The organism is Candidatus Zixiibacteriota bacterium, assembly GCA_034003725.1.
In the GTDB taxonomy this organism is placed as follows: Bacteria; Zixibacteria; MSB-5A5; order GN15; family FEB-12; genus WJMS01.
In genome coordinates this window covers 22,261-47,055 of the sequence record JAVEYB010000005.1, presented here as the reverse complement: position 1 = coordinate 47,055, position 24,795 = coordinate 22,261, and the positions used below count along the sequence as shown (strand labels likewise).

General features: G+C 52.8%; 24 protein-coding genes. 22 read left to right on the top strand and 2 right to left on the bottom strand.

Annotated elements, in window-relative coordinates; all coding sequences use genetic code 11:
* Positions 1 to 231: 231 nt before the first annotated feature.
* From RBT76_07560 to RBT76_07510, 11 genes are all read left to right on the top strand, one after another.
* Positions 232 to 1,575: a TolC family protein gene (locus tag RBT76_07560; protein MDX9857629.1), complete on the top strand. Its 1,344-nt coding sequence runs from the start codon at positions 232 to 234 to the stop codon at positions 1,573 to 1,575.
* A 22-nt stretch (positions 1,576 to 1,597) separates the two neighbouring features.
* Positions 1,598 to 2,101 carry a YHS domain-containing protein gene (locus RBT76_07555; protein MDX9857628.1) on the top strand — a complete coding sequence of 168 codons (504 nt, stop codon included), beginning with the start codon at positions 1,598 to 1,600 and terminating at the stop codon, positions 2,099 to 2,101.
* Between the two features lie 39 nt (positions 2,102 to 2,140).
* Complete coding sequence (locus RBT76_07550; GenBank protein MDX9857627.1) at positions 2,141 to 4,213, top strand: efflux RND transporter periplasmic adaptor subunit; 2,073 nt, start codon at positions 2,141 to 2,143, stop codon at positions 4,211 to 4,213.
* A gap of 7 nt (positions 4,214 to 4,220) precedes the next feature.
* Entirely contained in the window at positions 4,221 to 8,024 is a 3,804-nt protein-coding gene (locus tag RBT76_07545) for an efflux RND transporter permease subunit (protein ID MDX9857626.1), read from the top strand.
* Positions 8,021 to 8,956, top strand: a complete 936-nt coding sequence (locus RBT76_07540) for a DUF2231 domain-containing protein (GenBank protein ID MDX9857625.1) — start codon at positions 8,021 to 8,023, stop codon at positions 8,954 to 8,956. The genes RBT76_07545 and RBT76_07540 overlap by 4 nt, the downstream gene beginning before the upstream one ends.
* A gap of 26 nt (positions 8,957 to 8,982) precedes the next feature.
* The gene (locus tag RBT76_07535; protein ID MDX9857624.1) at positions 8,983 to 9,525 is read left to right on the top strand and encodes a hypothetical protein; all 543 of its coding nucleotides are present in this window, start codon (positions 8,983 to 8,985) and stop codon (positions 9,523 to 9,525) included.
* 100 nt (positions 9,526 to 9,625) lie between these two features.
* Positions 9,626 to 10,072: a Rieske 2Fe-2S domain-containing protein gene (locus RBT76_07530; protein MDX9857623.1), complete on the top strand. Its 447-nt coding sequence runs from the start codon at positions 9,626 to 9,628 to the stop codon at positions 10,070 to 10,072.
* A 255-nt stretch (positions 10,073 to 10,327) separates the two neighbouring features.
* On the top strand, positions 10,328 to 10,741 hold the full coding sequence (locus RBT76_07525; GenBank protein MDX9857622.1) for a FlgD immunoglobulin-like domain containing protein: 414 nt from the start codon (positions 10,328 to 10,330) through the stop codon (positions 10,739 to 10,741).
* Between the two features lie 25 nt (positions 10,742 to 10,766).
* A complete protein-coding gene (locus RBT76_07520; GenBank protein MDX9857621.1) occupies positions 10,767 to 11,204 on the top strand; it encodes a hypothetical protein in 438 nt (145 codons plus the stop codon).
* A 39-nt stretch (positions 11,205 to 11,243) separates the two neighbouring features.
* Positions 11,244 to 11,699 (top strand): hypothetical protein, encoded by a 456-nt coding sequence (locus tag RBT76_07515; protein ID MDX9857620.1) that lies wholly within the window; start codon positions 11,244 to 11,246, stop codon positions 11,697 to 11,699.
* Between the two features lie 34 nt (positions 11,700 to 11,733).
* On the top strand, positions 11,734 to 12,879 hold the full coding sequence (locus RBT76_07510) for a hypothetical protein (protein ID MDX9857619.1): 1,146 nt from the start codon (positions 11,734 to 11,736) through the stop codon (positions 12,877 to 12,879).
* Positions 12,880 to 13,053: 174 nt separating this feature from the next.
* On the opposite strand, the gene RBT76_07505 is transcribed toward RBT76_07510, so the two are convergent.
* A complete protein-coding gene (locus RBT76_07505) occupies positions 13,054 to 15,393 on the bottom strand; it encodes a hypothetical protein (GenBank protein ID MDX9857618.1) in 2,340 nt (779 codons plus the stop codon).
* Between the two features lie 30 nt (positions 15,394 to 15,423).
* Entirely contained in the window at positions 15,424 to 16,137 is a 714-nt protein-coding gene (locus RBT76_07500) for an isoprenylcysteine carboxylmethyltransferase family protein (protein MDX9857617.1), read from the bottom strand.
* Between the two features lie 401 nt (positions 16,138 to 16,538).
* Between RBT76_07500 and RBT76_07495 the strand changes: the two genes are divergently transcribed.
* The 11 genes from RBT76_07495 to RBT76_07445 all read left to right on the top strand — a co-directional run bounded on the left by RBT76_07495 (position 16,539) and on the right by RBT76_07445 (position 24,731).
* Positions 16,539 to 16,907: a P-II family nitrogen regulator gene (locus RBT76_07495; GenBank protein MDX9857616.1), complete on the top strand. Its 369-nt coding sequence runs from the start codon at positions 16,539 to 16,541 to the stop codon at positions 16,905 to 16,907.
* A gap of 38 nt (positions 16,908 to 16,945) precedes the next feature.
* Positions 16,946 to 17,116, top strand: coding sequence for a YHS domain-containing protein (locus tag RBT76_07490; GenBank protein ID MDX9857615.1), 171 nt, complete (start codon positions 16,946 to 16,948; stop codon positions 17,114 to 17,116).
* A 282-nt stretch (positions 17,117 to 17,398) separates the two neighbouring features.
* A complete protein-coding gene (locus RBT76_07485) occupies positions 17,399 to 17,854 on the top strand; it encodes a hypothetical protein (GenBank protein ID MDX9857614.1) in 456 nt (151 codons plus the stop codon).
* Between the two features lie 231 nt (positions 17,855 to 18,085).
* Positions 18,086 to 18,409 (top strand): hypothetical protein, encoded by a 324-nt coding sequence (locus RBT76_07480; protein ID MDX9857613.1) that lies wholly within the window; start codon positions 18,086 to 18,088, stop codon positions 18,407 to 18,409.
* Between the two features lie 43 nt (positions 18,410 to 18,452).
* Positions 18,453 to 18,869, top strand: coding sequence for a DUF302 domain-containing protein (locus tag RBT76_07475; protein ID MDX9857612.1), 417 nt, complete (start codon positions 18,453 to 18,455; stop codon positions 18,867 to 18,869).
* A gap of 14 nt (positions 18,870 to 18,883) precedes the next feature.
* Complete coding sequence (locus RBT76_07470) at positions 18,884 to 19,096, top strand: SHOCT domain-containing protein (protein ID MDX9857611.1); 213 nt, start codon at positions 18,884 to 18,886, stop codon at positions 19,094 to 19,096.
* Positions 19,097 to 19,286: 190 nt separating this feature from the next.
* Positions 19,287 to 19,562, top strand: a complete 276-nt coding sequence (locus tag RBT76_07465) for a DUF5676 family membrane protein (GenBank protein ID MDX9857610.1) — start codon at positions 19,287 to 19,289, stop codon at positions 19,560 to 19,562.
* 50 nt (positions 19,563 to 19,612) lie between these two features.
* Positions 19,613 to 20,749 (top strand): NAD(P)/FAD-dependent oxidoreductase, encoded by a 1,137-nt coding sequence (locus RBT76_07460; protein ID MDX9857609.1) that lies wholly within the window; start codon positions 19,613 to 19,615, stop codon positions 20,747 to 20,749.
* Positions 20,750 to 20,820: 71 nt separating this feature from the next.
* Positions 20,821 to 21,111: a YHS domain-containing protein gene (locus tag RBT76_07455; GenBank protein ID MDX9857608.1), complete on the top strand. Its 291-nt coding sequence runs from the start codon at positions 20,821 to 20,823 to the stop codon at positions 21,109 to 21,111.
* A 93-nt stretch (positions 21,112 to 21,204) separates the two neighbouring features.
* Positions 21,205 to 23,802: a heavy metal translocating P-type ATPase gene (locus RBT76_07450; GenBank protein ID MDX9857607.1), complete on the top strand. Its 2,598-nt coding sequence runs from the start codon at positions 21,205 to 21,207 to the stop codon at positions 23,800 to 23,802.
* A 47-nt stretch (positions 23,803 to 23,849) separates the two neighbouring features.
* The gene (locus RBT76_07445) at positions 23,850 to 24,731 is read left to right on the top strand and encodes a DMT family transporter (GenBank protein MDX9857606.1); all 882 of its coding nucleotides are present in this window, start codon (positions 23,850 to 23,852) and stop codon (positions 24,729 to 24,731) included.
* Positions 24,732 to 24,795: the final 64 nt, after the last annotated feature.

The window sequence follows — 24,795 nt, the reverse complement described above, 5'->3', positions numbered from 1 at the left end:
ATACAGAATATTATTCGATATTGAAGAATATTCTACACACAAATTCTACACTCGCCTATCTCGGAATCCGGAAGTCGTTGTTGTTAAGTGGCTTGTGCTTTTGGGCATGCCATTTGATATCCCCATTGTTCAATGAAACCAACACGACTGAGAAACTGGATGATTAGGCCAAACATGATAATCAGACGTTTATTTGACCAGCCCCGATGCGCAACGAGGAACTACGGATACATGATCTCCTCACTGGCGGTGTTTGTTCTCTTCTGGGCAGGTTTAGTCCAGGCCGCCGACAAGTCTGAAGCGCGCTCGACTATCGACTCGCTGGCTCCTGTTCTGGACACAATCCCAAAACTGATTCCGTCCTTTGACTCGACCAGCACTCTGGCCGACTACTTGGCGGTGGCGATGGAAAGGAGTCCGCGGTTGCGATCCGCCTATAATCGTTGGATCGCGGACCTGAAGAAATCCGATCATGTCGGGGCATTGCCCGATCCGATGTTCAACTACGCCTACTTCATCGAGAACGTGGAGACCCGGGTCGGTCCGCAGGAACAACGGTTTGGGGTGCGTCAGTCGTTTCCGTGGTTTGGAACGCTTGGCGCGAAAGAAGACATGGCCTTTGCAATGTCGCAGGCATCATATCAGCGATTTGAAGCGGCCAAGTATGAGCTGTACTACGATGTAAAGTCCGCATTCTATGACTACTACTTTTTAGGTCAAGACCTCCAAATCACCAGTGAGAACTTTGAGCTTCTGAAGTTTTGGGAATCGGTCGCACAATCCAAATACAAGGTGGGACTAAAGCAACATCCCGATGTCATCAAGGCTCAGGTAGAACTTGGAAAGCTCGAAGACCATTTGCAGACGCTCCGTGAACAGGTTGAGCCCAAGGCCGCCCGATTGAGAGCCTGGCTAAATCTGCCGGGCGACGTAGAGATTCCCGTCCCGCAGTCTATTACTGTGGCGGAAGTGCCGCTTGTCGAAGATTCGGTGGTCGCCATCATCACCCGCCACAATCCGAATCTCCGAGCACTTGACCGGATTATCGAGAGTAGACGAGCCGAGGAGAGGCTGGCCGGCAAGCAAACGATGCCGTCGTTCTCCATTGGTGTCGATTACATCCAGACTGGGGAGGCTATCAATCCGGATATGTCGGAAAGCGGCAAGGATCCCTGGATGATTGGCGCCAGCGTATCGTTGCCAATCTGGTTCGGCAAGAACAGTGCTCGCAAGAAGGAAGCCGAAGCGCGGCGCCGGGCGGCTGAATACAATTTGAAGGACTCGGAAAACCAACTCGTGGCGGTGAGTGAACGGCTCCTGTTCGAGTATTCGGATGCTCTGCGCAAGACTCGCCTGTACCGCGACGGGCTTGTACCCAAAGCCGAGCAGTCCCTGAACGCCATCTATGCCGCCTATCAGGCAGGCGAAACGGATTTTCTAAATGTCTTGGATGCTCAGAGACAATTGCTGGATTTCCAGCTGACGGTGGCGCGAGAACAGACCCGACTTGCCACGAAGCGCGCCCAACTGGAAATGCTCAGCGGAACAGAACTCAGCAAACACCTGCAACAATAACCTACTCGGAAGGAGTAACGAAATGCGTTCATTCAAACATGCACTCACAGCCCTCGTCCTGCTCTTTGGACTTGTATCGGTCGCGCAAGCTGGGGATGCAGACAAGAAATCTGAAGCTGACGCTCCCAAGGAGCTGAAGAACCAGACTCATTGTCCGGTAATGGGCGGCAAGATCGATTCGACAGTCTATACCGATATTCAGGGCCAGCGGGTCTATCACTGCTGCCCGATGTGCTCGGAAAAACTGAAAGCCGATCCGGACAAGTTTTTCAAGAAAGCTGCCGGAGAAGGCGTACTGTTTGAGAACATTCAATCCACGTGTCCCGTCTCAGGCGAAATACTGGAGGACAAGTCTGTCTACTCAGACTACGAAGGCCGTCGAGTTGTGTTCTGCTGCAAGAAGTGCCGCGGCACGTTCAACGAAGATCCGGAGAACTACTTGAAGAAACTTGATGAGGATACTGACTCGAAGTCAGAAAACATGAAGAAGATGGATCACAGTGACCACAGCGGACACAATCACTAGGGTTGCTGTGCATTGAGATCGTAAGAGGGAAAGAACGTCATGAATACTGAACAGACAACTCGAAACAACTGGCGGGGGCTGATCCCGCGAGGACGCTCAGCAACCATCTCACTGTTGATTGTAGCTATCGTGGCGTTCTCCCTCGGCGGTCTCTTGTTTGGTGGTGGAGAATCGACAGAACCGAACAGCGGCGCAGATGAGCACGCTCCTGCCGCATCAGCTGAATCATCGGAACCCACCATGTGGACTTGTTCCATGCATCCGCAGATCCAGCTCCCGAAGCCGGGCAAGTGCCCGTTATGCTTTATGGATCTGATCCCGATTGAAACCAGCGGAGGCGGAGAAGACCTCGACCCCAGCCAAATTCGCATGTCAGAAACGGCTGTTAAACTGGCCGGCGTTCAAACGACTCCGGTCACCAGGGCGTTTGCCGAGCGATCGATCCGCATGGTCGGCAAGCTCGACTACGACGAGACCCGAGTTTCGTATATTACTGCTTGGGTGGCGGGACGACTGGACAGTCTCTTTGTCGATTATACGGGAGCGACAGTGTCAAAGGGTGATCACATGGTTCACATGTACTCTCCAGAGTTGGTAGCCGCCCAGGAAGAACTTCTGCAGGCCAAAAAGGCAGTTGCAACTCTCAGCACCGCCAATAGTACCGTTCTAAAATCAACGGCGAATCAAACATTGAAATCGGCCCGCGAGAAACTGCGTCTCTATGGACTCTCCGAATCACAGATTGCCGCCATAGAACAAGGAAACGTGCCCTCAGACCATCTTACGATTACGGCGCCTGCTGGTGGCGTAGTTGTCCACAAGGATGCAAAAGAGGGAATGTATGTTTCAACAGGAACCCGTATTTACACGATTGCAGACCTCAAGCGGCTGTGGGTTCTGCTCGAGGCGTACGAATCAGATCTACCTTGGCTGAAATACGGCCAGCGCATTGCATTCACATCGCCATCATTTCCGGGTGAGGTCTTCGATGCCGTTATCAGCTTCATCGATCCGGTAGTAAATCCCAAAACACGGACGGTCAATATTCGCGCGGTGGTGGGTAACGCCGACCAGCGGCTTAAACCGGAGATGTTCGTCAGTGCTTCGGTCCAATCTCGTTTGGATAGCGAGGGCAATGTCATAGCGCCGGAGCTTGCGGGGAAATGGATCAGCCCGATGCACCCGGAGATTGTCAAAGATGGCCCAGGCAAATGTGACATCTGTGGTATGGACCTGGTGCCGGCGGAGACGTTTGGCTACTCAGGAGGAAACAAGAAAACGGGGAAAGCTCCATTGCTGATTCCCGCCTCCGCACCGCTAATTACGGGCAAGCGAGCGGTTGTCTATGTGCAGGTGCCAAGCGACGAAGGTGTCGTTTTTGAGGGACGGCAGATCACGCTTGGTCCTCGTGCTCAGGAATACTATGTCGTAAGAGACGGGCTGGAAGAGGGAGAACAGGTTGTTACCAACGGGGCCTTCAAGATTGACAGTGAACTTCAGATCAAGGCCAAGCCAAGTATGATGTCGCCACAGGGTGGTGCCGTTGCTGCTGGCCACGATCACGGCGAGACCGGGTCGGTCAGGATGGCCACAGCGGAAGAACGCCCGTACGAAGCTGGTACCGCTGAGAGACTGGATGATTGTGAAGAAGCTCTGGTTGCCCTGGCTCCTGTATACGACGCTTACTTCGACGTTCAGATGGCCTTGGCCAATGACAATCTCGACGAGGCAAGAGAAGCATACGGCACGCTGGCCAAGTTGATCGATGGCGTGGACATGAGCCTGTTTGAAGGCAAAGCGCACGAGCGGTGGATGGACATATCCGAGAATCTTGCAGGAGCCGCTAAAATCGGTAACTCCGCAGGATCGATTGTCGGGGCGCGCGACGCTTTCTTCAATCTATCATTGGCAACTATAGAAATGCACGATACGTTTGGACACGCGTCCGATGAGCCGTTTTATCTGACGTATTGTCCGATGGCCCGTGACAATGCCGGAGCATACTGGTTGCAACAGGAAGACATCGTCTGGAACTCCTTTTACGGCGAATCAATGCTTCGTTGCGGAGAAATTAAGAAGGAGCTGCATGCCGGAGATGCAGTGACGGAGTAAATGCATCATGACTGAGCAACAACATTCACGTGAATTTCAGAGAGCGTCACTGTTGGACCGGGTGATCAGGTACTGTCTGGAGAATAAGCTGGTCGTTATACTTCTTATGCTGGTCATTATCGCTTGGGGAATCATGGTGGCTCCGTTCGATTGGCGGGTTGTCGGCTTGCAGCGAGACCCTGTTCCGGTTGACGCCATTCCCGATATCGGAGAAAACCAGCAGATTGTTTTCACCGAATGGATGGGCCGTTCGCCGCAGGACGTCGAAGATCAGATTTCATATCCGCTCACCGTTTCGTTGCTGGGTATTCCGGGCGTGAAGGACATTCGCAGCTATTCGTTTTTCGGATTCTCGAGCATTTATATCATCTTTAAAGATGATGTTGAATTCTATTGGTCCCGCTCACGTGTCTTGGAAAAGCTCAACTCATTGCCCAGCGGTACACTTCCGGACGGCGTCCAACCAGCCCTTGGTCCGGATGCTACCGCCTTGGGTCAGGTCTTCTGGTACACGTTGGAAGGACGTGACGAAGACGGCAACCCCACTGGAGGCTGGGATCTCCACGAACTGCGGTCAATCCAGGACTGGACCGTACGCTATGCCTTGCAGTCTGCAGATGGTGTCTCGGAGGTTGCGTCGGTCGGCGGTTTTGTCCAGGAATACCAGGTTGATGTCAACCCCGATGCCATGCGGGCAAACGATGTGACGCTGACTGATGTGTTCAACGCCGTCAGGATGTCCAATGTTGATGTTGGTGCAAAGACTATCGAGATTAACAAAGCGGAGTACGTGATCCGTGGTCTCGGGTTCATCGAAGAAATAGCGGATATTGAAAAGACCGTAGTCAAGCAGACGGGCAACGTGCCCCTGCGGGTGTCTGATGTAGCTACCGTCTCGCTCGGGCCCGCCTTGAGACGCGGCGCGCTTGACAAAGGCGGTGCAGAAGTTGTTGGCGGCGTCGTGGTGGTCCGCTACGGTGAAAACCCCCTCGCGAGCATTAAGAACGTCAAGGCCAAGATCAAGGAGATTTCGCCGGGTCTGCCGAAGAAAGTTCTGGCGGACGGCCGGACCTCGCAAGTCACGATCGTGCCATTCTACGATCGCACGGGGTTGATATACGAGACCCTAGGAACACTCAACACGGCCCTGGTTGACGAGATTCTGGTCACGATTATCGTAGTCATCATCATGGTCATGCATTTCAGGAGTTCGCTCTTGATCTCGGGGCTTCTCCCTCTGACCGTGCTGATGACGTTTATTGCCATGAAGCTGTTTGGAGTCGACGCAAACATCGTTGCGTTGTCCGGGATTGCGATTGCTATCGGCACAATTGTCGATATGGGTATCGTCATATGCGAGAACATTCTCAGACATCTTGAGAATGCGCACCCGGAGGAGAACCGCCTGGAGGTTATTTTCCGTGCGTCTTCAGAGGTAGGCAGTGCCGTTTTGACGGCGATTGCGACGACTGTCGTCTCGTTCCTGCCGGTGTTTACGATGGAAGCAGCCGAAGGAAAACTGTTTAAGCCGTTGGCATTCACCAAGACGTTTGCGCTGATAGCATCGGTGATCGTAGCGCTTACCATTATTCCGCCGCTGGCGCATATCCTGTTCACAAAGGGAAAAAACCTCTCGCGTTCGCGACGCTTTTGGTCTTTTGGACTGCTGCTTGGCGGATTGACTGCGTTCTTCTTCGCCTTTTGGTTCACAGGCTTTGTATTGATTGCAGTCGGAGCGTATCTGCACTTCAAGTCCCGTCTACCTGCGAAAGTCACTTCGAAGGTGCCAACATACTTCAACTATATAGTTGTTGTCATTGTCGCGTGGCTGCTCGCTGGTCACTGGGAGCCGCTGGGTGTTGACGCCGGTATAATACTGAACTTCATATTCGTGGTGTTCTCACTGGGTGGGGTTCTCTTGCTGTTTCAACTGTTCATCTGGGCCTATGAACCAATACTGCGCTGGTGTTTGTCACACAAGGCCTTGTTTCTTTCAATGCCGGTCCTTCTGGTTGTCCTCGGACTGACTGTCTGGCTGGGGTTTGGGTCCATTTTCGGTTGGATGCCCAGCTGGGTTAGTTCAAGCCGACCGTTTGTGGCAATGAATCACGCCTTCCCGGGTCTTGGGAAGGAGTTCATGCCGGATCTCGACGAGGGGTCGTTTCTGTGGATGCCGACGACGATGCCGCACGCCTCCATCGGTGAAGCATTGGATGTGTTGCAGCATCAGGATATGGCCTTCCGAAGTATTCCTGAGATTTCGTCGGTAGTTGGTAAGCTCGGGCGAGCGGATTCGCCGCTAGATCCGGCTCCCATCTCCATGATAGAAACAGTCATCAACTACAAGCCGGAATACAAGGTGGATGAGAGTGGTCACCGGCTGCGCTTCGAGTACGATGAGGAAAAGGGAGAGTTCGTCCGAGATCAGAACGGCGAGCTGATTCCGGATGATGATGGTAGGCCGTATCGTAATTGGCGCGACCATATCCAGAGTCCGGACGATATCTGGGACGAGATAGTAAAAGCCGGTAAGCTCATGGGTACAACCTCCGCTCCTAAGCTCCAGCCGATCGCGGCTCGAATAGTGATGTTGCAATCGGGTATGCGAGCCCCCATGGGAGTGAAGGTCAAAGGACCGGATCTTGAGACCATCGAGCGAGTCGGTCTTGAGATCGAGAAGTATCTCAAGCAAGTACCCTCGGTGGAGCCGGCGGCCGTGATTGCCGACAGAATCGTGGGCAAACCTTACCTTGAGATCGATATCGACAGGGAGAAGATTGCACGATACGGTCTGAGCATTCGAAAAGTGCAGGACGTAATAGAAGTGGCTGTCGGTGGAAAGAAGTTGACTACAACCGTAGAGGGCCGGGAGCGATATCCGGTTCGTGTTCGCTATCAGCGTGAACTTCGCAATAGCCTGGATGAATTGGGTAGTATCCTGGTACCTACGGCAAGCGGTGCCCAGATACCGATCATTGAACTGGCCGAGATTCGGTTTGTGCGCGGTCCGATGGTCATCAAGTCTGAGAATACTTTCCTTACCGGCTACGTCATTTTTGATAAGAAGCCGGGTTACGCTGAAGTCGACGTTGTGCAGGATGCACAGAGGCTGCTACAGGACAAGATTCGTTCAGGAGAATTTGATGTTCCGGCCGGAGTCAGCTACGAGTTCGCCGGCTCGTACAAGAACCAGGTTCGCTCCGAAAAGAAGCTGATGGTGGTAATGCCGCTCGCCCTGATCGTGATATTCCTGATCCTGTACTTTCAGTTTAAGCACGTTCCGACAACCTTGTTGGTTTTTTCCGGCATCTTTGTTGCGTGGTCGGGCGGGTTCCTCATGCTGTGGCTCTACGGCCAGGGTTGGTTTCTGGATTTCTCATTGTTCGGAGAGAATATGCGGGAACTATTCCAGGTTAGGAACTTCAACTTATCGGTTGCGGTATGGGTAGGATTCCTTGCCTTGTTCGGCATCGCTACCGACGACGGTGTGATCATCTCAACCTACCTCAAGCAGGTGTTTGACCGAGATCGTCCGAATACTATTCAGGCCGTGCGTGAGGCGACTGTCGAAGCCGGCAAGCGTCGAATCCGTCCGGCATTGATGACGGTAGCCACGACTATTCTTGCGCTGATTCCCGTGCTTACTTCGACTGGCCGTGGCGCAGATATCATGGTGCCGATGGCAATACCATCATTTGGCGGCATGACGGTAGTGTTGATAACCGTCTTCACAGTACCGACTCTCTACTGTTTGCTGGCAGAGCTGCGGGTCAAGCGCCAGATCTCCCGTGGAAAGGAGATTGAAGAATGAGACACCCGGTAAGTGCATATCTAGTGCGGTTTGCGGTACCCCTTCTATTGCTGGTCGTAACGTTCCTGGCACCTAGTGGTCAACTCAAGGCTCAAACGAATGAATACTGCCCTGTTACGACTTCCGAAAAGGCAGATCCCAACATCTATCTTGACTACGAAGACAAGCGCATTCATTTCTGCTGCAATAAATGTAAACGCGACTTTATTGCCGATCCTGATGAGTACATAGTTAGTCTGAGGGACGTTGACGCCGAGCCAGCGTCCGACAAGCTGGCGCACTACGCAGAGGATGCTGAGCGTGAGGCGGCCAAAGCGAGTGTATCGGACGACGGCCACAACCACGATCATGCGGTGTCTAGTGCAGACTCGTCAGAAGGAGCGACCGGGAGCTTAGGTCAGAAGGTTCACGATGATACCGATGTCGATTTGAATCACGGTAGTGGGACAGAGCCGGATTCCGATCACGATCATGCAACTGATCATGGGGCAAGTATCAGTGTCCTTGGCTTTCTTGGTAAACTACACCCGGTCGCCGTGCACTTTCCCATCGCGCTGATCATCATGGCTCTGATCTTTGTGGGAACGAAGTTCGTACTCGGTTCGGAAATATTCGACCAGATGGCGGCCGTCACCATGTATTGGGCTGCATTTTTTGCGGTGGTAGCCGCGCTGTTGGGATGGGCTCGCGCTTCAGGGGCCAGTTTCCCTTCAGCGCTGGAGGAATACTTCGAGTGGCATCGCCTGCTGGGGCTCGCCTCCACCGTGCTGACCGTGCTGACCGCATTGGTGGCATATCATTGGCGAAAGCGAGACTCGCAGCGCAGCCGACTGCTATTCAGAGTGCTGCTGGTGCTGAATGTAGTAGCAATAGGTGTGACCGGACATTTAGGAGCAACCCTCGTATTTGGCCCTAACTACTATGGTTTGTAAAGTACAATATGAGAAGGAAGGACAAAATGAAAACGCTAAGCACCTTAATCGGGATTACAATATTGGCTATCGCCGTAGTCGCCTTTGCGGGTTGCAGCGATGACGATCACGATATGATGTCGAACAGTGGCACGAGTGTCGTATCTGTCGCGGCGGTATATCCAGTGGATGGTTCGACGAACATATCAACGTCGGCCGCGGTTGCCCTAAAGTTCACCGGGCCGGTGGACACAATGTCGGTTATGCAAAATCTGCATCTGGCCGGCGGGCAACCGATGCATGAATGGCGCGATTCAGTTAGTCACCATGGCGGGTTCGGCATGATGAACATGAATATGGAACAGCAGATGATGCATTGGATGGACTCCATACACACGCCTGGTGAATTCCACTGGAATGGCACGCTCGATTCGTGCGAATTTGTGCCTGATTCCACATTGATGCCAACCACTGAGTATCTGTGTCTACTGTATGAGGGCGGCATGCATGACGGTCATGGCGGAATGATGGGTGGCGCCAACCACAACGACAACGGCTATCACATGTACGCCTTCACTACCGCTCCGTAGCGACGCCTCCTCCAGCGAGACGTAGGCCGGGATTCGGGAACAGAGCGGTTGCCGACCCGGCCTCGCTCTATAACTGCAGCTCTATGAATTGAGTCTCTTAATGGCAGATAGTGATAACAAACTAGGTCGACGGCCGTTCTTGGAATTGGCACTTACTGTATTCGGAGGACTTGCGGCGGGTACGATTGCGTATCCCATAATACGTTTCCTGATTCCCCCAAAGGGAAAAGGGCCCGGCAACAGTACCATCGACGTTGCCGCAGATGAAGGAATGGCGCCAAACTCAGGAATCATTTTCCCAATTGGCAATAGACCAGGCATTCTCATCCGAACGCCGGATGGTGAGCTTCGCGCTTTTACGGCTATCTGCACGCATCTGGACTGCACGGTTCAGTACCGCTCCGACTTTGAACACATCTGGTGTGCCTGTCACAATGGTCACTACGATCTCCGTGGCCGTAACATCGCTGGTCCGCCGCCTCGACCGCTCAAGGAATATGAAGTCAACGTACTCAACGGCCGGATCTTCGTCACAGTCACAGCATAGTCTCTTGACGTGTCAGCGCCGTTGGATACTACGTCTTGAGAATAATCGCCTACTTTATAGACTATTCTTCAACAGCATCACAGTCAAACGGCTCATCTATCATCACATAGTATTGCGTAGTCCTTGTAAGTGGTTTGCTTCTATGCGAGTAGACCAAGCTGGCACAATAGTGCTCTGCTTCGGCACGCGGGTTGCCTATCAAATCGAGTAGTGGGAAACTCGACGAGGATTGAGACAATGAGAAGTCCGACACAAATGACTGCAAAGCTGCTCTTGGCCGCGAGTATTGTTGGCTGGATCGCTACTTCACTGTCAAATACGGCCTACAGTAGCGAGTCGGGGCATGGTGCACTATCGCCGAATGTGGCAATGTCCAGTGGTATTGTGCCACAGTACTTTGAAGTCAGCCAGAACTACCCAAACCCCTTCAACGTGTCAACCAATCTCGACTACGATCTGCCTGACAAGGCGGATGTTGAAGTCAAAATCTACAATATTCTGGGACGGGAGGTAAGGCGGCTGGTAGACCGACGTCAGCAACCAGGGTCGTATACGGCACACTGGGATGGCACCGACGACCAGGCGCAGGTAGTGCCCAGTGGACTTTACTTTTTGGTCTTGCTGGCTGATGACAATTGGGCGGTAAGAAAAATGATGTTAGTGAAATAGAACCCTAAAAACAGGATGACAAGCGATGAAAACGAAGGCACTTATCTGGAGCGGAGCCCTGGCACTGTTGGCACTGCTGACCATATCGGCAGTAAGCACCGATGCGACCGGTGATCCGGAATCGGCCGCTGTCACTATCCAGACGGCTGACGAATGTCCGATGCACCCTCAAAAAGATGCTTCTTCCGAGACGCAGCCAGGCAGCGGTAGTGAACAAGACATGCTGAGGCTTCTTCAGGCATGTGAAGACGAAGTGAATTTAATTCTTAGCTCCGACAACATGGGAGAAATGACAGAGCGGCTCAATCAGTTCCGACAGAATCTTACCTATACGAAGCAAAGCTTGTTACAGCCACAGTCTATGGGTGGCTGCTGCGGTGATCCGAATCCATCTGTGATGTCCAGTCGTGACCCCCACGAAGGCTGTTCAGACGCAGAGGAGGCGAATTCATCCAACAAGTAGCGCAACCGCCATTGTACCAGCGCAGAAAGGAGGACGGCCGTGGAGTGGACTGCAGCTACAATAACCGTGGCAATCATACTCACCCTGACACTAGGAAGAACCGTTATGGATCGACAATGGCCGAAAGCAATAGGAATACTGCTATTAGTAGGGCTCATCGCTGTGCCGATGATGATCTCGCGGCGCACGGCACAGTCAGATCTCAAGCAATGGGACGCGGTTGAACCAGCCATTCAGACCGCCGCGATTATAGTCGATACGGCATTCGTTCCCGACCGTATTCAGTTCGCCGCGGGTGTTCCGGCAAAACTGATCTTCCTGCGAAACACGGGCGGGGAGTGCAACGAAGCGATTGTCTTTCCAGCCTTAAACAAGAGAGTAGAGTTACCGATAGGCCAGCGAGTGGAAGTTGAATTCAGCGGAGGAGAAGTACGACGCCTGGACTTCACATGCCTGAAAAGGAAGATGCGAGGCTTCGTTGAGTTTTCGACATGATTTCTCGCGACTGAAGGTGAGGTGAGAACTCGTCATGCAACCCGGCAACAGCAACGAACAGACACCCGGATTTGTCGACGAAACGCAGTCTAGCCTCCGGACAGGCAAACGATTGCCGCTGTTATTGTTTGCACTTGTGTTACTTGTCACAATCCTGCATTACCTGCTTCCGCCATCGAACTTCGTGCTCCACAACATTCTGCAACGGCTCTATTACATACCGATTGTGTGGGCAGCGTACGCCATATCGCGCAAGAGTGCCATTTTCATGGCGCTATTGCCTGCGGCGGTATACCTACCGCACATTCTCATGACATGGGAGGCGCACCCGGCTTACCAATCGGCTCAACTAATCGAAGTGCTGTTATTTCCAGTTGTTGGTTTTGTCGGCGGCTGGCTGTTTGGGCGAGAGGCTGAACTGAGGCATACCGCGCTCGGTTATGCACGTATGGCACAGTTTGGCTCTGTAGCGCGCTCTGTAATTCGATCGCTTAAGTCTCCGGTCCGATCGATTCAAGGAGTACTGATATCTTTGGAAGCGTCGATTGGAGACCACCCTGGTGCTCGTGAGTTCATCCATGTCATACGCTCTCAGACGGAGTCCATTGCAGACGTACGCAGCAGTTTAATCAGCTTGGTCGAGCGAAGACGAGTCCGCCTGGCTGTAATAGACCTGAATGATCTGGCAGAGGAATGCTCCCAACAAACATCCCCGTTACTCAATAGTTCCAATATCAGACTTGAGACGCGCTTGGCCTCAAGGCCACTAAAGTGCCGTGTCGCACGGAAACATCTCCTTCGGTGCCTGCACCGCCTTATTGAGGAGATGACCAGCGACAACGAGTTGATAGAGACAGTAACTATCTATACCGGGGAGTCCGGCAATTCCCGCTGGGTTGGTTGTTCAAGTGAGGACGTCAGGTTGCACTCATATTACTTAAGTGAACTATCAAGGCCCGAAAATGGCAATACCTCAGACTATTCCCTGGTCGATATCATAAACACGATGAATAGTCACTTCGGCAGCGTAAAAGTGCGACGACGCAGTGGTCAGCTTGTCGAATTCATACTGGTGCTACCCAGACGGATACGCTTACCGTGGTATCTAAAGGCGGAAGTGAAGCGTCCAGTTGGTTCGTCCGATTCAGCAGATACGTCATTAGATGAAAACAGGTTCTGAAAGGCAGCTACTTGACACCGTCTTGGTCAAGTCAATCAGAATCGCACGTGCTATGGTCTCGAAATCCCGAAAGGACTTTACTCCTATCGTACCGATTCGTCTTTTGAGTAATCAGGACGATCGTGAAACCGCGATCGTGGCTCACTTACGAGGAATTATTGCAGAACGTATCAACTACCGGAGAAACAACGACATCATCGCGGCCAGGATGTAAAGCACAACGGCTAGGCTCATCGCAATCGCAAAACCGGCGGACAGTGATACCGCTACCGCCGTAGCGGCACCGAGAACAGCCGCAAGGCCGTTAAGGGACCAATACAGAGGAACCTCGCCCGACATGCCCAGGCTGCCAGCGTAGCGCAATGCCGTAGGGAAAGGAATGGCCGCAGCGATCCCAAGAGGCGCCAGAGTAAGGGTTGCAAGCGCCATCCTCGTAGTCAGCACTTCGCCTTTAAATACCTCGAGCAGCATCGGCACAGCAAAGATATGAGCGGCCCCCACGAGTGCCACCGTGAGCAGTGATCCTACAAGCAAAGACCGCAGCGACCCGCCTATTTTGCTGCTGAAGAGACTACCTATCACACCACCGGCAAGCAATGAGCCGAGGACGATCGTCAGCCCATATATAGGTCTGCCCAGGAAAAGCGTGAAGCGCTGAACCAACGGCACCTCGATCAGCATAAATGCGAGCCCCAATCCTATAAAGACGGAGCCCCACGCTGAACTGTGAGCTCGACGCACTCCATTTGAGCGAATCCGCCACAGTATGACCAAAACTATCAATAGGCCGGAGATGAAGATTGCAAGATCAATCACCGCTGGGACATCCCGAGAGAAATTGTAGAAGAAAGGCGAATCATCCCGTGGGGGTGACAGGTTCAGATTACTCGCAGAAACCAACTCGTCCGGACCATAAGTGCCATCAGCCAGCCCCCTTATCTCTTCACTAAGCATTGGCATCTCCGAAGGGAGATTACCGGAAAGAAGGACCTGAATGTCGTGTGCCTGAATAAACGGGAACCAGGCACCGGCTGGATTGAAGTTGCCGGTTGCCATCGTAACATCGTGCAGCACGTTTGCCAAAGTGGAGTCCAGGGCGGTATTGTGAAATACAACAAACGGATTCATTCCGGCGCCAGCTGCGTAGAAGTGATTATAGAACTGCGATAGATGATTATTCGCGTAGTCACTTCGCTTTGCCGTCAGAACTAATTTCAATACCTCAGCTTCGTCGTGAGTAACTACCACCAGCCGTCCTCGCTCCGAAAGATGAGAGAAGTAATCATCGAATGCTTCGGTCGTGAACAGGAAGTTCTCGGTCAAGGCAAATGCTTCCGGGCTGCGACTTGACTTGATGATCGGTATGCTCAGATAAATAAGATCATAGTTTTGTTTCGCCCGCTTTATGAAACCGCGACCCTCAGCCTCGATCACTTTGATGTTGGGCAGTGCCCCATCGAAAATGCCGCCGTTAAACCAGCTGAACGTCCGACCCAGATTCAGGAGATCGCCATTGACCTCCACCGCATCAACCTTCTCATATCCAGCCAGCCGCACCAAGTGAATGTCGCGACCACCGCCAGGGCCAATAATCAGAGCACTCTGCTTCTCCGCGGGTGGAATCAGGGAAAGCGCGGAAAACGCCGGGAAGTACTTCAGCATCTGAACCGCAGTATTCGATGTGTCGGAGTAGTCGCCGTTGAATCGGAACATTGAAGATCCGGCGGAGCCGTCGGTAAAGAACACCATTCGGTCCGGCTCACTTTTACTTTGAAGCAGGTCGGTTCGTCCGAAACTGCTCCACTCGCTGGCGACAACTTCACCGTTGCGTCCGGGATGCTGTTGCATATGAAACATCTCTTTGTGTTGACCCGGTTGCAGGGCAATACGGGGTTGCCAGTAAGACGTTCCGGCCGCGAGCAAGAGCAGGGCCAAAATCGGAATCCACACAACCTGGGACCACGCTAGTAGCTGGCGGTGGGTCCTTACCAGGATTGGAATCAGAATGACGAGAACAAAGGCGCACAGAAGTAGCAGGAACAGAGCTCCCAGCGGTGCGGATATCACGTAGAGGCCAATTGCCACCAGGGCTCCGGCAAGATCAACCGCATACAAAATTGATGCCTTTCCCGAATGCGCCTTGAAGGCGTGGGCCAAAATCGCACCGCATGCCGCGAAGGGTACTATCGACAACCCCACAACCACATAGATATTGATCAGCAACGTGATTTGAGTGGAAATCAGGACGAGAAATAGCACTGTTGCCGTACCCAGCAACAACATCGACAACACGAGGGAAACAGGCTTCCGTCGCTCATGTTTTGACCAAACGTGATAGACTCCGGCACCCAACCCCAAACCGGAAAGAGCTAGAGAAATCGAGAGAAACGTAAAGTGGTAGTCAAACAGGAGAGAATAGACTCTCGGCAGAGTCAGCTCCATCAGCCAGACGAGCATTGAGGCTATGAATACAACCAGTGATGCGCGCAGTGCCGTATTTTTCCGAAAGTCCATTTTTCCCGATCTCTTTGAATAGCGTGGCCGTTAAAGATCGCCTCTACCGTCTTGGACCGGTCTGGCAGCGGCGTCCTGCTCCTCTTCAGTTTCCTTGGTTGCGCGCATGAGCGATCGCCAGGCGTTGCCTTTTGGGATGAATCGTGGCGTTTTGGCTGTGTACGCGGCGTACTCTGCACCGAACTTCTTAAGCATCTCTCGTTCTTCCTTTACAGCCAACCGCCAGTACATCAAGACAATCAACGGCGCCAGGACTAGAGTGAGCAATGTCGGCCAATGCAGGAGCTGCCCGAGAACAGCTATGAAGATCCCGGTGTATTGCGGATGCCTGACATACCTGTAGAGACCGTCTGTTACGAGCTTGTCCTGTTTCTGAGCCTTGTATACCTGGCGCCAACCGGCCGCGAGCAAGCCAATGCCGGCGAAGATGATTGCATAGCCGAGCACCATCTCGGCCATCGCTCCAATATCGCCGAGGCCGAGGAGGGAACTCCACAGGTGCCCTCGCATGTGGAGCCAAGGGATATCGACCCCGAAATATGCGGTAAGGATATAGATCGTGAGCGGAAAGCCGTACATCTCCGCGTACAAGGCGATAATGAAAGCCTGCAGGATACCTGCCGCACGCCATTCCTTCCAACTCTGGGGTATGAGGTATCGGAACAAAAACCAACTCACCAGTACTATCATGAGTATGGCGAGGAACCACTGGCCACCGAGGCCGCCAACAGCTAATGTATTCATTGAAACGACCTTTCACATTTCTTCCACAATTATGCCTCACACACCATTTGTTATCACATGCCATGCCAAATACGGGCAGATTGGATTTTGAATGTGTACTTTGTTCACAGCCCGATGGCTCATAGTGGCTTAGAGGGCGGCATGCTCTTTCTGTTGGTAGCTCGTACAGCTGGTGTCTGATCACCCGAGAAGTAATTCGTAGAATATTCTCTGAATTCGATGAATAGTCTTCGCCACTTAGTCGTTTGAGATCAGCCGGCCGACATGATGTGGACGCATGCGGCATTTTATTCTATTGTCTTTGAGACGGATGCCGGTTTTCTGGGGAGTTGCATGCTGAGTTGGCATTGCAGTTGCATCACACACGAATGAGCGAAAAAAGTAAGGACGGAGCAAGCGTCATGAAAGAGATTAAGGCATACATCCGCAGATCCAAGATGGACGACATCGTGCACGGGCTGAAAGCAATCGGGGTGAAGGCGATGTCTGTGATCCCGGTGGAAGGTATTGGCGCCCTGGCCGATCCTGAAGCGAGTGAACTGTCACTCAACTACGTTACCAACTACTCAATGGTTTACAAACTGGAAATTGTGTGCCGCGAGAGTGACGCCCATTGCATTGTAGATACGCTCCTTGGCCTTGCCCGCACGGGAGCAAAGGGCGACGGTGTCATCTTCATCAGCGACATCGAGAGAGCTATCAAGATTCGCTCAGGTGAGGAAGGTGAATTCACGCTTGACTCACCAACGGATGAAACTGGCAAACCGTGAACACCGCCAAATCGGGCGGATAAAGATTGGAGAGGACTATGAACCGCTGCATAACCTGTGACAAACCGGTGAATCGGAATAAGGCACACATGACAATCGAATTGGACGGCAACACCTATCTCGCATGCTGTCCCATGTGCCAGTCCGAGTTTGAGAAGGATCCGGAGAAGTATATCCGAAAGAGCAAGAGCAAACACCCCAGACATTGACAATCTGCATACACCCTCCTCGCCCCCTCCCCCCAGCCCCCGTGTGTGAATAGTGAGACGCACGGGGGCTCGGTCTTTACTTCTGGTTGCCTTCACAGTATTAGATTAGAATAGTCCACGATAATGAAGAATATTCTACGTAAAGTCCGTTGGTACCGAGACGGGGAAACGTAGTCGAAGCGCGCTATCCTACTGGCGGACAAGCACGTAGGCGTTCAGGGTCAGGCTTTGGCATGGCTATTGCTTAATATGTGAGCAGAAACCGAAATGAAGGAGTTAACGATGAGACAGAATCGCTTGATGTTAGTAATGGTAATCGCGTTGACCCTTGGACTCGCATCCTTTGCCGCGGCCCAGATGATGGGCGGCGATCACGATCATTCCTCCATGAACAAGGACGACAGTACTGCGCATTTCGGGATGATGGGTGAAGGGATGATGATGAAGATGGGCAACATGATGGGCGATATGTCAAAGCACTGTAAGATGATGTCGAGCGAATTCGACGACCTGCAGTCCCACTTTGAGAAGATGATGAAGATGGACGACATGAAAGCCCTGAAGGCGGAAATGCAGAAGCATCATGACATGATGACTCAGATGCATGAGAACATGAGCGAACAGCGAAGCATGTGTCAGAATATGATGTCACTGACGCACTCCGGCGGCATGCCTGGTATGATGGGGGCGGACTCCGCAAAGTCCGAAGCAGACGGCCAGCATAATCACGACCATTAACGCTGACGGCAAGGGCGGTCGGAAACGGCCGCCCCGATTAGCGAATGTGAGGATAGTATGATGAACAGATGCATTACATGCGGGAAGATTGTAACGAGGCCAAAAGCACAGAACTCCGTCAAGCGAGACGGCCACGAGTACCTTGTATGCTGTCCTTTGTGTGAGAAGGAGTTCCATCGTGACCCGGCGCACTATACGGCGGTGGCTCGATCACTATTCGGAGATTATGCGGTGAAAGCACACTCACATACCCAAGTTGCTGAGCGTTCGATCGACACTGACATTACGAGCAGAAGTGCCACTGAGCTAGTTCATATCGTCCGCAACCTGAAGGAATCATTCGAGACCCTGGAACGTGACAATACTGAGTTGTCGAAGCATCTCGATCAGATATCCGCATCAGGTGGGCTGGAGGGACTGCGAAAGGCCCTGAGTGATCACCGCAGAATGATGGATGCAATTGAGAAGAAGATGGCGGTCCATGCCGGTGTCTGCAGATTCGTTTTGTCTGTGACTGAGTCATCGGTGGAACCAATGAAAGCAACTTCCGATTAACTGCTCTGGAGTTAGTCAGGAAAAGTGAATAGGAGTGAAGAGCATGTCTACGTCCGAATATGGGATTAGAACGCGGGTGGACGGTGAGTTCGACAAGGTCGTGTCGCAAACCATCAACGCACTTAAGGATCAAGGTTTCGGAGTTTTGAGTGATATCGATGTCCAGGAAACTCTGAAGAACAAGCTCGACATCGACTTCCGGAGGTACCGGATTCTTGGCGCCTGCAATCCGCCTCTGGCCTACCAGGCATTATCAGAGGAAATAGAACTCGGGTTGTTGCTGCCGTGTAATGTCATTGTCTATGAGATCGAAGAAGGCGCCTGCATGGTAGCCGCGGTGGATCCGGTGACTAGTCTGAGTATTGTCGGCAATACCGCTCTTGGCCCCGTAGCAGAAGAGGTTCGTGCGCGCCTAAAGGAGGTTCTCGCTGTACTCGAGATACATCCGGCGAGTGCATAAGGAGGTGAATAGCAATGCATTTTGGATTCGGTGGCTTCGGAATGATACTAGTCTGGGTGGCGACCATCGCTGTGGTGGTTGTCGTGGTCAAGCTCTTGAGCAACTCGACCCGGAACCGCGATACCAAGTCAAAGACACCGCTGCAGTTCCTTGAACACAGGTATGCTTCAGGCGAAATTACTCGTGACGAGTTCGAAGAAAAAAAACGAGATCTGGCTCAAAGGTAGGTAGGTCATGGAAAACCTGATTTGGCTGGTTGTGATAGGCGCCCTGTTCTTTTTCATGATGAGAAAGGGCGGTTGCTGCGGCGGCCACTCACATGGTGGCCACAAAAAGCACGGTGACCAAGAACATGGACCGGCTGGCGAGGCTAAAAGCGAGAAGAAGTCGGGCTGTCATTAGCGAAAGGTGACTACCATGAACAAGTTGTGTTTCAAGCCGGTAGCGTTTTCTGTCAGCATTTTCCTAGCGGGTTCGTATATCCTATGCGTTATATACGGGCTGATATTCCACGAATATGCCATGCACAGTGCCTGGGAAGCTCTTCTCCCCGGTTTTCACTGGCTAACGTGGACGACCTTCTTCATCGGCCTCGTAGAGACGATTTTGTACGGAGTATATATAGCCCTCGTATTCGTACCCCTGTACAACTTCTTTAACGCCCGGACGGGCGATCGGTGCGCGGGCAAATAGCATTCAACAGCATTAATGAGGGTTATGCCAAAGACAGTAGCGGATATAGTATGAGAGACGCAGTAACCATAGTCGGTTCCGGTCCGGCCGGATTGACGGCGGCTATTACTTTGGCACGCAGAGGATATGCCGTCACAGTGTGTGAGCAACACTCAGATGTAGGATTCCGGTTCCACAACGACTTTCAGGGACTGGAGAACTGGAGTTCCGACTCTGATGTACTAGCAGAATTACGCTCATACGGTTTACAGCCGGATTGTGAATGCGTACCGGTCAGCAATGGAGTGCTATTCACTCCCGACGGTGAGGAATTGTCATTAGTATCCAGCCAGCCGGCCTTTTACCTGGTTAGGAGGGGCAGCGCCGGTGGCACACTCGATCAGAGCCTAAGACGTCAGGCTGAACAACAAGGAGTCCAAATTGTTTTCAATAAAAGAATCGACAAGTTTGAGGGCGAGGCCATTGTGGCAACCGGTCCGAAGGGTGCTGATATTCTGGCAGCCGGCGTGACATTTGAAACGAGCCACGATGATGTTGCAGCGATGGTATTCGACGACACATTGGCCCCCAAAGGGTATGCGTATCTTCTTGTTCACAACGGGAAGGGGACTATGGCCTCTGTTTTGTATAGAGATTTTCACAACTCCGACGCCTACCGTAATGCCTGTCTTGAATTCTTTTTAGCAAGGCTCGGTTTAAACCTTTCCGACTCTCGTCCATTTGGAGGCTTTGGCAATTTCTTCATGCGCCGGAGTCAAGTTCGCAACAGCAAGACGTATATCGGTGAAGCGGCCGGATTTCAGGACTATCTTTGGGGATTCGGTATGCGCTACGCGATTCGATCCGGGTACATCGCGGCACAATGCTTAATCAATGGCACCGACTACAATGAGCAATGGAAAGCTCATCTCCGTCCCGCTTTGAGAGCCTCGCTCGCTAACAGATTCCTGTTCGAGCGGCTGGGGCAGCGCGGATATGGTGTGTTGGCACGAAGGCTGAGCCGGCATGAACCTTCAAGAATCCTGAACCACCACTACCAGATGTCTTTCAGCAAATGGTTATTCTCGGGAATGGCACGACGTCACTATGTAAGCAAAGTGAAGGACCGCGAATGCACGCATGAGGATTGCACCTGTGTCTGGTGCAGGTGTGTCAGGGAGGGTCATGCGATGGGCATCGAGGATTGACAATGAATGGCTGGAGAGAGGAAGTCGCCGCGTAGCATGAAGATTAGTCACAATTGAGGAAGGAGTATTTCATGGACAAGACGTATACAGACCCGGTTTGTGGTATGTCCGTAGGTGCCGACACGCCACATCAGTTGGAAGTAGAAGGCGAACAGTACTACTTCTGCAGCGACAAGTGCCTCCAACAATTTGAGGCGAAACACGGGGGTTCCCGTGAGTCCGGGCAGACGACTGATCCTGTATGCGAAATGACGGTGCCGATGGACAGCAAGCATCATACCACCTATAAGACGAAGGAACTGTACTTTTGCTCGGCAAGCTGCCTGAAAACATTCAATAAGGCCCCAGACAGTTACGTATAGAACTCGGGGAGCGGTAGTATACGCGGTGAGGAAAAGGATGAAGCGAGGAGATTGACAATGTCTGATAGAACTCATAGAGACCCGATATGTGGCATGACTGTCGAAGAAGAGACCGCCCATCGACTGTCGCTTAACGGTGAGTCGATTTACTTCTGTAGCGACCATTGTAAGAGGAAGTACGAAACGGCACACTCGGAAGACCGAGATGACAAAGAGTTGAAGGACCCGGTGTGCGGCATGACAGTTACTGCCGAAACGGCTCACTCTGGCAAGCACAATGACCGTGAGTTCTACTTCTGTTCGACAGGATGTCGAGACAAGTTCCAGGCTGCCCCGGAAAAGTACTTGAACCAGTCGAAAACGAATCCGGGCCATGCTGCCGAACACCCGGGCCATGCCGGACATGGACACCGCCAAGACAACAAACAGGTCGATTCCAGTGATTCCGCTGCTGGCAAGGCCACCTATACCTGCCCCATGCACCCGGAGATAAGACAACAGGGGCCGGGCGATTGCCCCAAGTGTGGTATGGCTCTCGAACCGGAGACTCCGACTCTTCAGCCAACCAAGACCGAGTATACGTGTCCGATGCACCCGGAAATAGTCCAGGATAGTCCGGGCAACTGTCCCATATGTGGGATGGCGCTTGAGCCTCGCAGCGTCACAGCGGAAGAAGAAGACAATCCCGAACTTCGAAGCATGACGAGACGCTTCTGGGTCTGCGCGATCTTATCAGTACCGCTCTTGCTCGTTGCCATGGGTGAGTGGATTCCCGGTATCCATGACTGGCTTCAGACACTGGCCAGTGCGCGCATGCTAACCATACTTGAACTCGTCCTCGCCACGCCCATTGTTCTCTGGGGCGGTTGGCCGTTCTTCGTCCGCGGCTATCAGTCGGTTGTCAATCGAAGTCCAAACATGTTCACACTTATTGGGCTAGGCGTCGGCGTCGCCTATGTCTACAGCCTCATTGCCGCGCTGTTTCCGGGTATATTCCCTGATGCCTTTCGCGACGTGTCCGGCGAGGTCGGCGTGTACTTCGAGGCTGCCGCGGTGATCGTGACCTTGGTGCTGCTTGGCCAGGTCCTTGAGCTTAGGGCTAGAAGTCAAACCGGAGCCGCGATCAAAGCGCTGCTGGGTTTAGCCCCCAAGACTGCCCGGCGAGTCAATTCGGACGGATCCGAGGAAGATGTTCCACTCGAAAAGGTGCAGATCGGCGATAAATTGCGCGTTCGTCCTGGCGAAAAAGTTCCGGTTGACGGAATTGTCAGCGAAGGAAATAGTTCTGTCGATGAATCGATGATTACAGGTGAGCCTATCCCGGTAGAGAAGAGTGCCGGCGAAAAGGTTATCGGTGCCACCGTGAACGGGACTGGCTCGATAGTTATCGAGGCAGAAAAAGTCGGCGCGGATACACTTCTATCTCAAATCGTCCAGATGGTCGCAAATGCCCAGCGAAGTAAAGCACCCATCCAGAAAATGGCTGATGTTGTCTCGGGCTACTTTGTTCCGGCGGTTATTGCGATTGCGATTATTACCTTCGTAGTCTGGTCGCTGGTCGGACCTGATCCCAGGCTGACTCATGCATTGATCAACGCCGTGGCGGTACTCATCATTGCCTGTCCTTGCGCACTCGGACTGGCAACTCCGATGTCTATAATGGTTGCAAGCGGAAAAGGGGCCTCCGTTGGTGTGCTATTCAAAAACGCCGAGGCAATCGAGGTACTAAGGAAAGTTGATACGCTGGTCGTCGACAAGACCGGGACTCTCACCCTCGGCAAACCCAAGCTCGTAACAGTCCATGCTGAACACCCGTGGGATGAGCAGAAACTGCTGGCGGCGGCCGCTGGGTTGGAGAAAGGCAGCGAACACCCTCTTGCGGCTGCAATCATCGAGGGCGCCCGAGATCGCGGCGTTGCGCCCGGCAATATAGAAAACTTTGAGTCAGTTACCGGAAAGGGTGTTACCGGGAAGATAGATGGCGAGCAGATCGCCCTGGGTAATCGTGCTCTGCTCGATCAGCTTGAAGTAGATGCTCAGCCTCTCGTGGACAGAGCCGAAGAGATGCGGCGTGAAGGTCAGACGGCTATGTTTGTGGCGATCGGCAACAAAGCGGCCGGTCTCATTGGCGTTGCGGACCCGATTAAGGAGACTACTCCAGAGGCGATCAAGCAGTTGCACGATGAAGGAATTGCGGTCGTGATGCTCACTGGCGATAGTAAGACCACTGCCAAGGCTGTCGCCGAAAAACTGGGAATTGATGACGTGATGGCCGAAGTACTGCCCGATCAAAAGGCCGACGCTGTCAAGAAGCTCCAGGATCAGGGCAAATATGTTGCAATGGCCGGTGACGGAATCAACGACGCTCCAGCACTGGCCCAGGCGCAGGTGGGCATTGCAATGGGAACCGGTACTGATGTGGCGATGGAAAGCGCGGGGGTTACACTGGTAAAAGGTGACCTCCGGGGTATCGTACGGGCAAGAAAACTTAGTCGCTCCACGATTCGCAACATCAAGCAAAACCTGTTTCTGGCTTTTGTGTACAACTCGGCTGGCGTACCAATCGCGGCAGGCGTGTTGTATCCATTCTTTGGGATACTGCTCAGCCCCATCCTCGCAGCTGCAGCCATGAGCTTCAGTTCGGTGTCAGTGGTCGCCAATGCCCTCAGGCTACGACGAGTCAAAGTATGACAGCCTGTCCGATGTCAATTGCCTAGGCCCGGACGGTACGTGACTCAATGTTGAAATTGAAAGCCGTTTTTGTTTGCCTGCTGTGGGCACTCTGTTATCCCTTTATTTCGATTGCTCTGAGTGAGTCTCCGCCGCTCTACCTTGCCTTTATGAGATCGATACTGGCAGGGGGCACTCTGCTCCTCTTCGGGATGGGTTCCCCGGGGTCGGTGATTCCCCGTGCCTGGTCGAATTGGCAGAGCATCGGGATCGTCGGATTTGGCTACACCTCTCTCGGCTTCAGCGGAATGTTCCTGGCAGGTAGCCTCGTGTCGCCGGGCCTGGCGACAGTTGTGTCGAATTCTCAGCCAATGATTGCCGTGGCGCTTGCATATGTGTTAGCGGTTGAACGAGTGACGAAACGGCAGTTGGCTGCCCTCACTATAGGCTTAGTGGGGATCATCGCGATCGTGTTACCTTCACTTCACCACGTGCAGAATAACCTCTCGGTTGGCGGAATCGGCTTTGTGCTCCTGGGTGCGCTTGGAGTTGCCCTTGGCAATGTCTGGATGAAGAAGATAGCTGTTGAAGCCAATGTCTTGAGAGTTAGTGCGTGGCAACTGATAGTCGGGAGCATCCCTCTCGGAATAGCCGCCCTTGTGCTAGAAGATCCGAGCACAATAGTTTTTGGATCTGAGATACTGGTTTCGCTGCTTGTCTTGGCCATTCCTGGAACAGCCCTTGCGACGTTCATGTGGTTTCATGTGCTGAAAGTTGGGAAGTTGCACCGCATGAACGCCTTTACGTTTCTAACGCCTCTATTCGCGCTATTGATTGGAGCGGTTTTCATGGGCGAGGTCCTGCAGACCAATGAACTCATTGGGACGGCGATCATTATCGGCGGAATCCTGGTCCTGCACTGGCCTTCTAGTAGAATTCAAACGGCATAGGGATCGCGCCTTTTCGCGATAGTCGGGGACTAAGCGGTCCTGCAGCTTGCTCCTGAGGATGATT

Excerpts from the sequence above, each read along its gene's own strand:
- RBT76_07560 (MDX9857629.1), top strand. The coding sequence starts at position 232 with ATGATCTCCTCACTGGCGGTGTTTGTTCTCTTCTGGGCAGGTTTAGTC.
- RBT76_07555 (MDX9857628.1), top strand. The coding sequence starts at position 1,598 with ATGCGTTCATTCAAACATGCACTCACAGCCCTCGTCCTGCTCTTTGGA.
- RBT76_07550 (MDX9857627.1), top strand. The coding sequence starts at position 2,141 with ATGAATACTGAACAGACAACTCGAAACAACTGGCGGGGGCTGATCCCG.
- RBT76_07545 (MDX9857626.1), top strand. The coding sequence starts at position 4,221 with ATGACTGAGCAACAACATTCACGTGAATTTCAGAGAGCGTCACTGTTG.
- RBT76_07540 (MDX9857625.1), top strand. The coding sequence starts at position 8,021 with ATGAGACACCCGGTAAGTGCATATCTAGTGCGGTTTGCGGTACCCCTT.
- RBT76_07535 (MDX9857624.1), top strand. The coding sequence starts at position 8,983 with ATGAAAACGCTAAGCACCTTAATCGGGATTACAATATTGGCTATCGCC.
- RBT76_07530 (MDX9857623.1), top strand. The coding sequence starts at position 9,626 with ATGGCAGATAGTGATAACAAACTAGGTCGACGGCCGTTCTTGGAATTG.
- RBT76_07525 (MDX9857622.1), top strand. The coding sequence starts at position 10,328 with ATGACTGCAAAGCTGCTCTTGGCCGCGAGTATTGTTGGCTGGATCGCT.
- RBT76_07520 (MDX9857621.1), top strand. The coding sequence starts at position 10,767 with ATGAAAACGAAGGCACTTATCTGGAGCGGAGCCCTGGCACTGTTGGCA.
- RBT76_07510 (MDX9857619.1), top strand. The coding sequence starts at position 11,734 with ATGCAACCCGGCAACAGCAACGAACAGACACCCGGATTTGTCGACGAA.
- RBT76_07505 (MDX9857618.1), bottom strand. The coding sequence starts at position 15,393 with ATGGACTTTCGGAAAAATACGGCACTGCGCGCATCACTGGTTGTATTC.
- RBT76_07500 (MDX9857617.1), bottom strand. The coding sequence starts at position 16,137 with ATGAATACATTAGCTGTTGGCGGCCTCGGTGGCCAGTGGTTCCTCGCC.
- RBT76_07495 (MDX9857616.1), top strand. The coding sequence starts at position 16,539 with ATGAAAGAGATTAAGGCATACATCCGCAGATCCAAGATGGACGACATC.
- RBT76_07490 (MDX9857615.1), top strand. The coding sequence starts at position 16,946 with ATGAACCGCTGCATAACCTGTGACAAACCGGTGAATCGGAATAAGGCA.
- RBT76_07485 (MDX9857614.1), top strand. The coding sequence starts at position 17,399 with ATGAGACAGAATCGCTTGATGTTAGTAATGGTAATCGCGTTGACCCTT.
- RBT76_07475 (MDX9857612.1), top strand. The coding sequence starts at position 18,453 with ATGTCTACGTCCGAATATGGGATTAGAACGCGGGTGGACGGTGAGTTC.
- RBT76_07470 (MDX9857611.1), top strand. The coding sequence starts at position 18,884 with ATGCATTTTGGATTCGGTGGCTTCGGAATGATACTAGTCTGGGTGGCG.
- RBT76_07465 (MDX9857610.1), top strand. The coding sequence starts at position 19,287 with ATGAACAAGTTGTGTTTCAAGCCGGTAGCGTTTTCTGTCAGCATTTTC.
- RBT76_07460 (MDX9857609.1), top strand. The coding sequence starts at position 19,613 with ATGAGAGACGCAGTAACCATAGTCGGTTCCGGTCCGGCCGGATTGACG.
- RBT76_07455 (MDX9857608.1), top strand. The coding sequence starts at position 20,821 with ATGGACAAGACGTATACAGACCCGGTTTGTGGTATGTCCGTAGGTGCC.
- RBT76_07450 (MDX9857607.1), top strand. The coding sequence starts at position 21,205 with ATGACTGTCGAAGAAGAGACCGCCCATCGACTGTCGCTTAACGGTGAG.
- RBT76_07445 (MDX9857606.1), top strand. The coding sequence starts at position 23,850 with ATGTTGAAATTGAAAGCCGTTTTTGTTTGCCTGCTGTGGGCACTCTGT.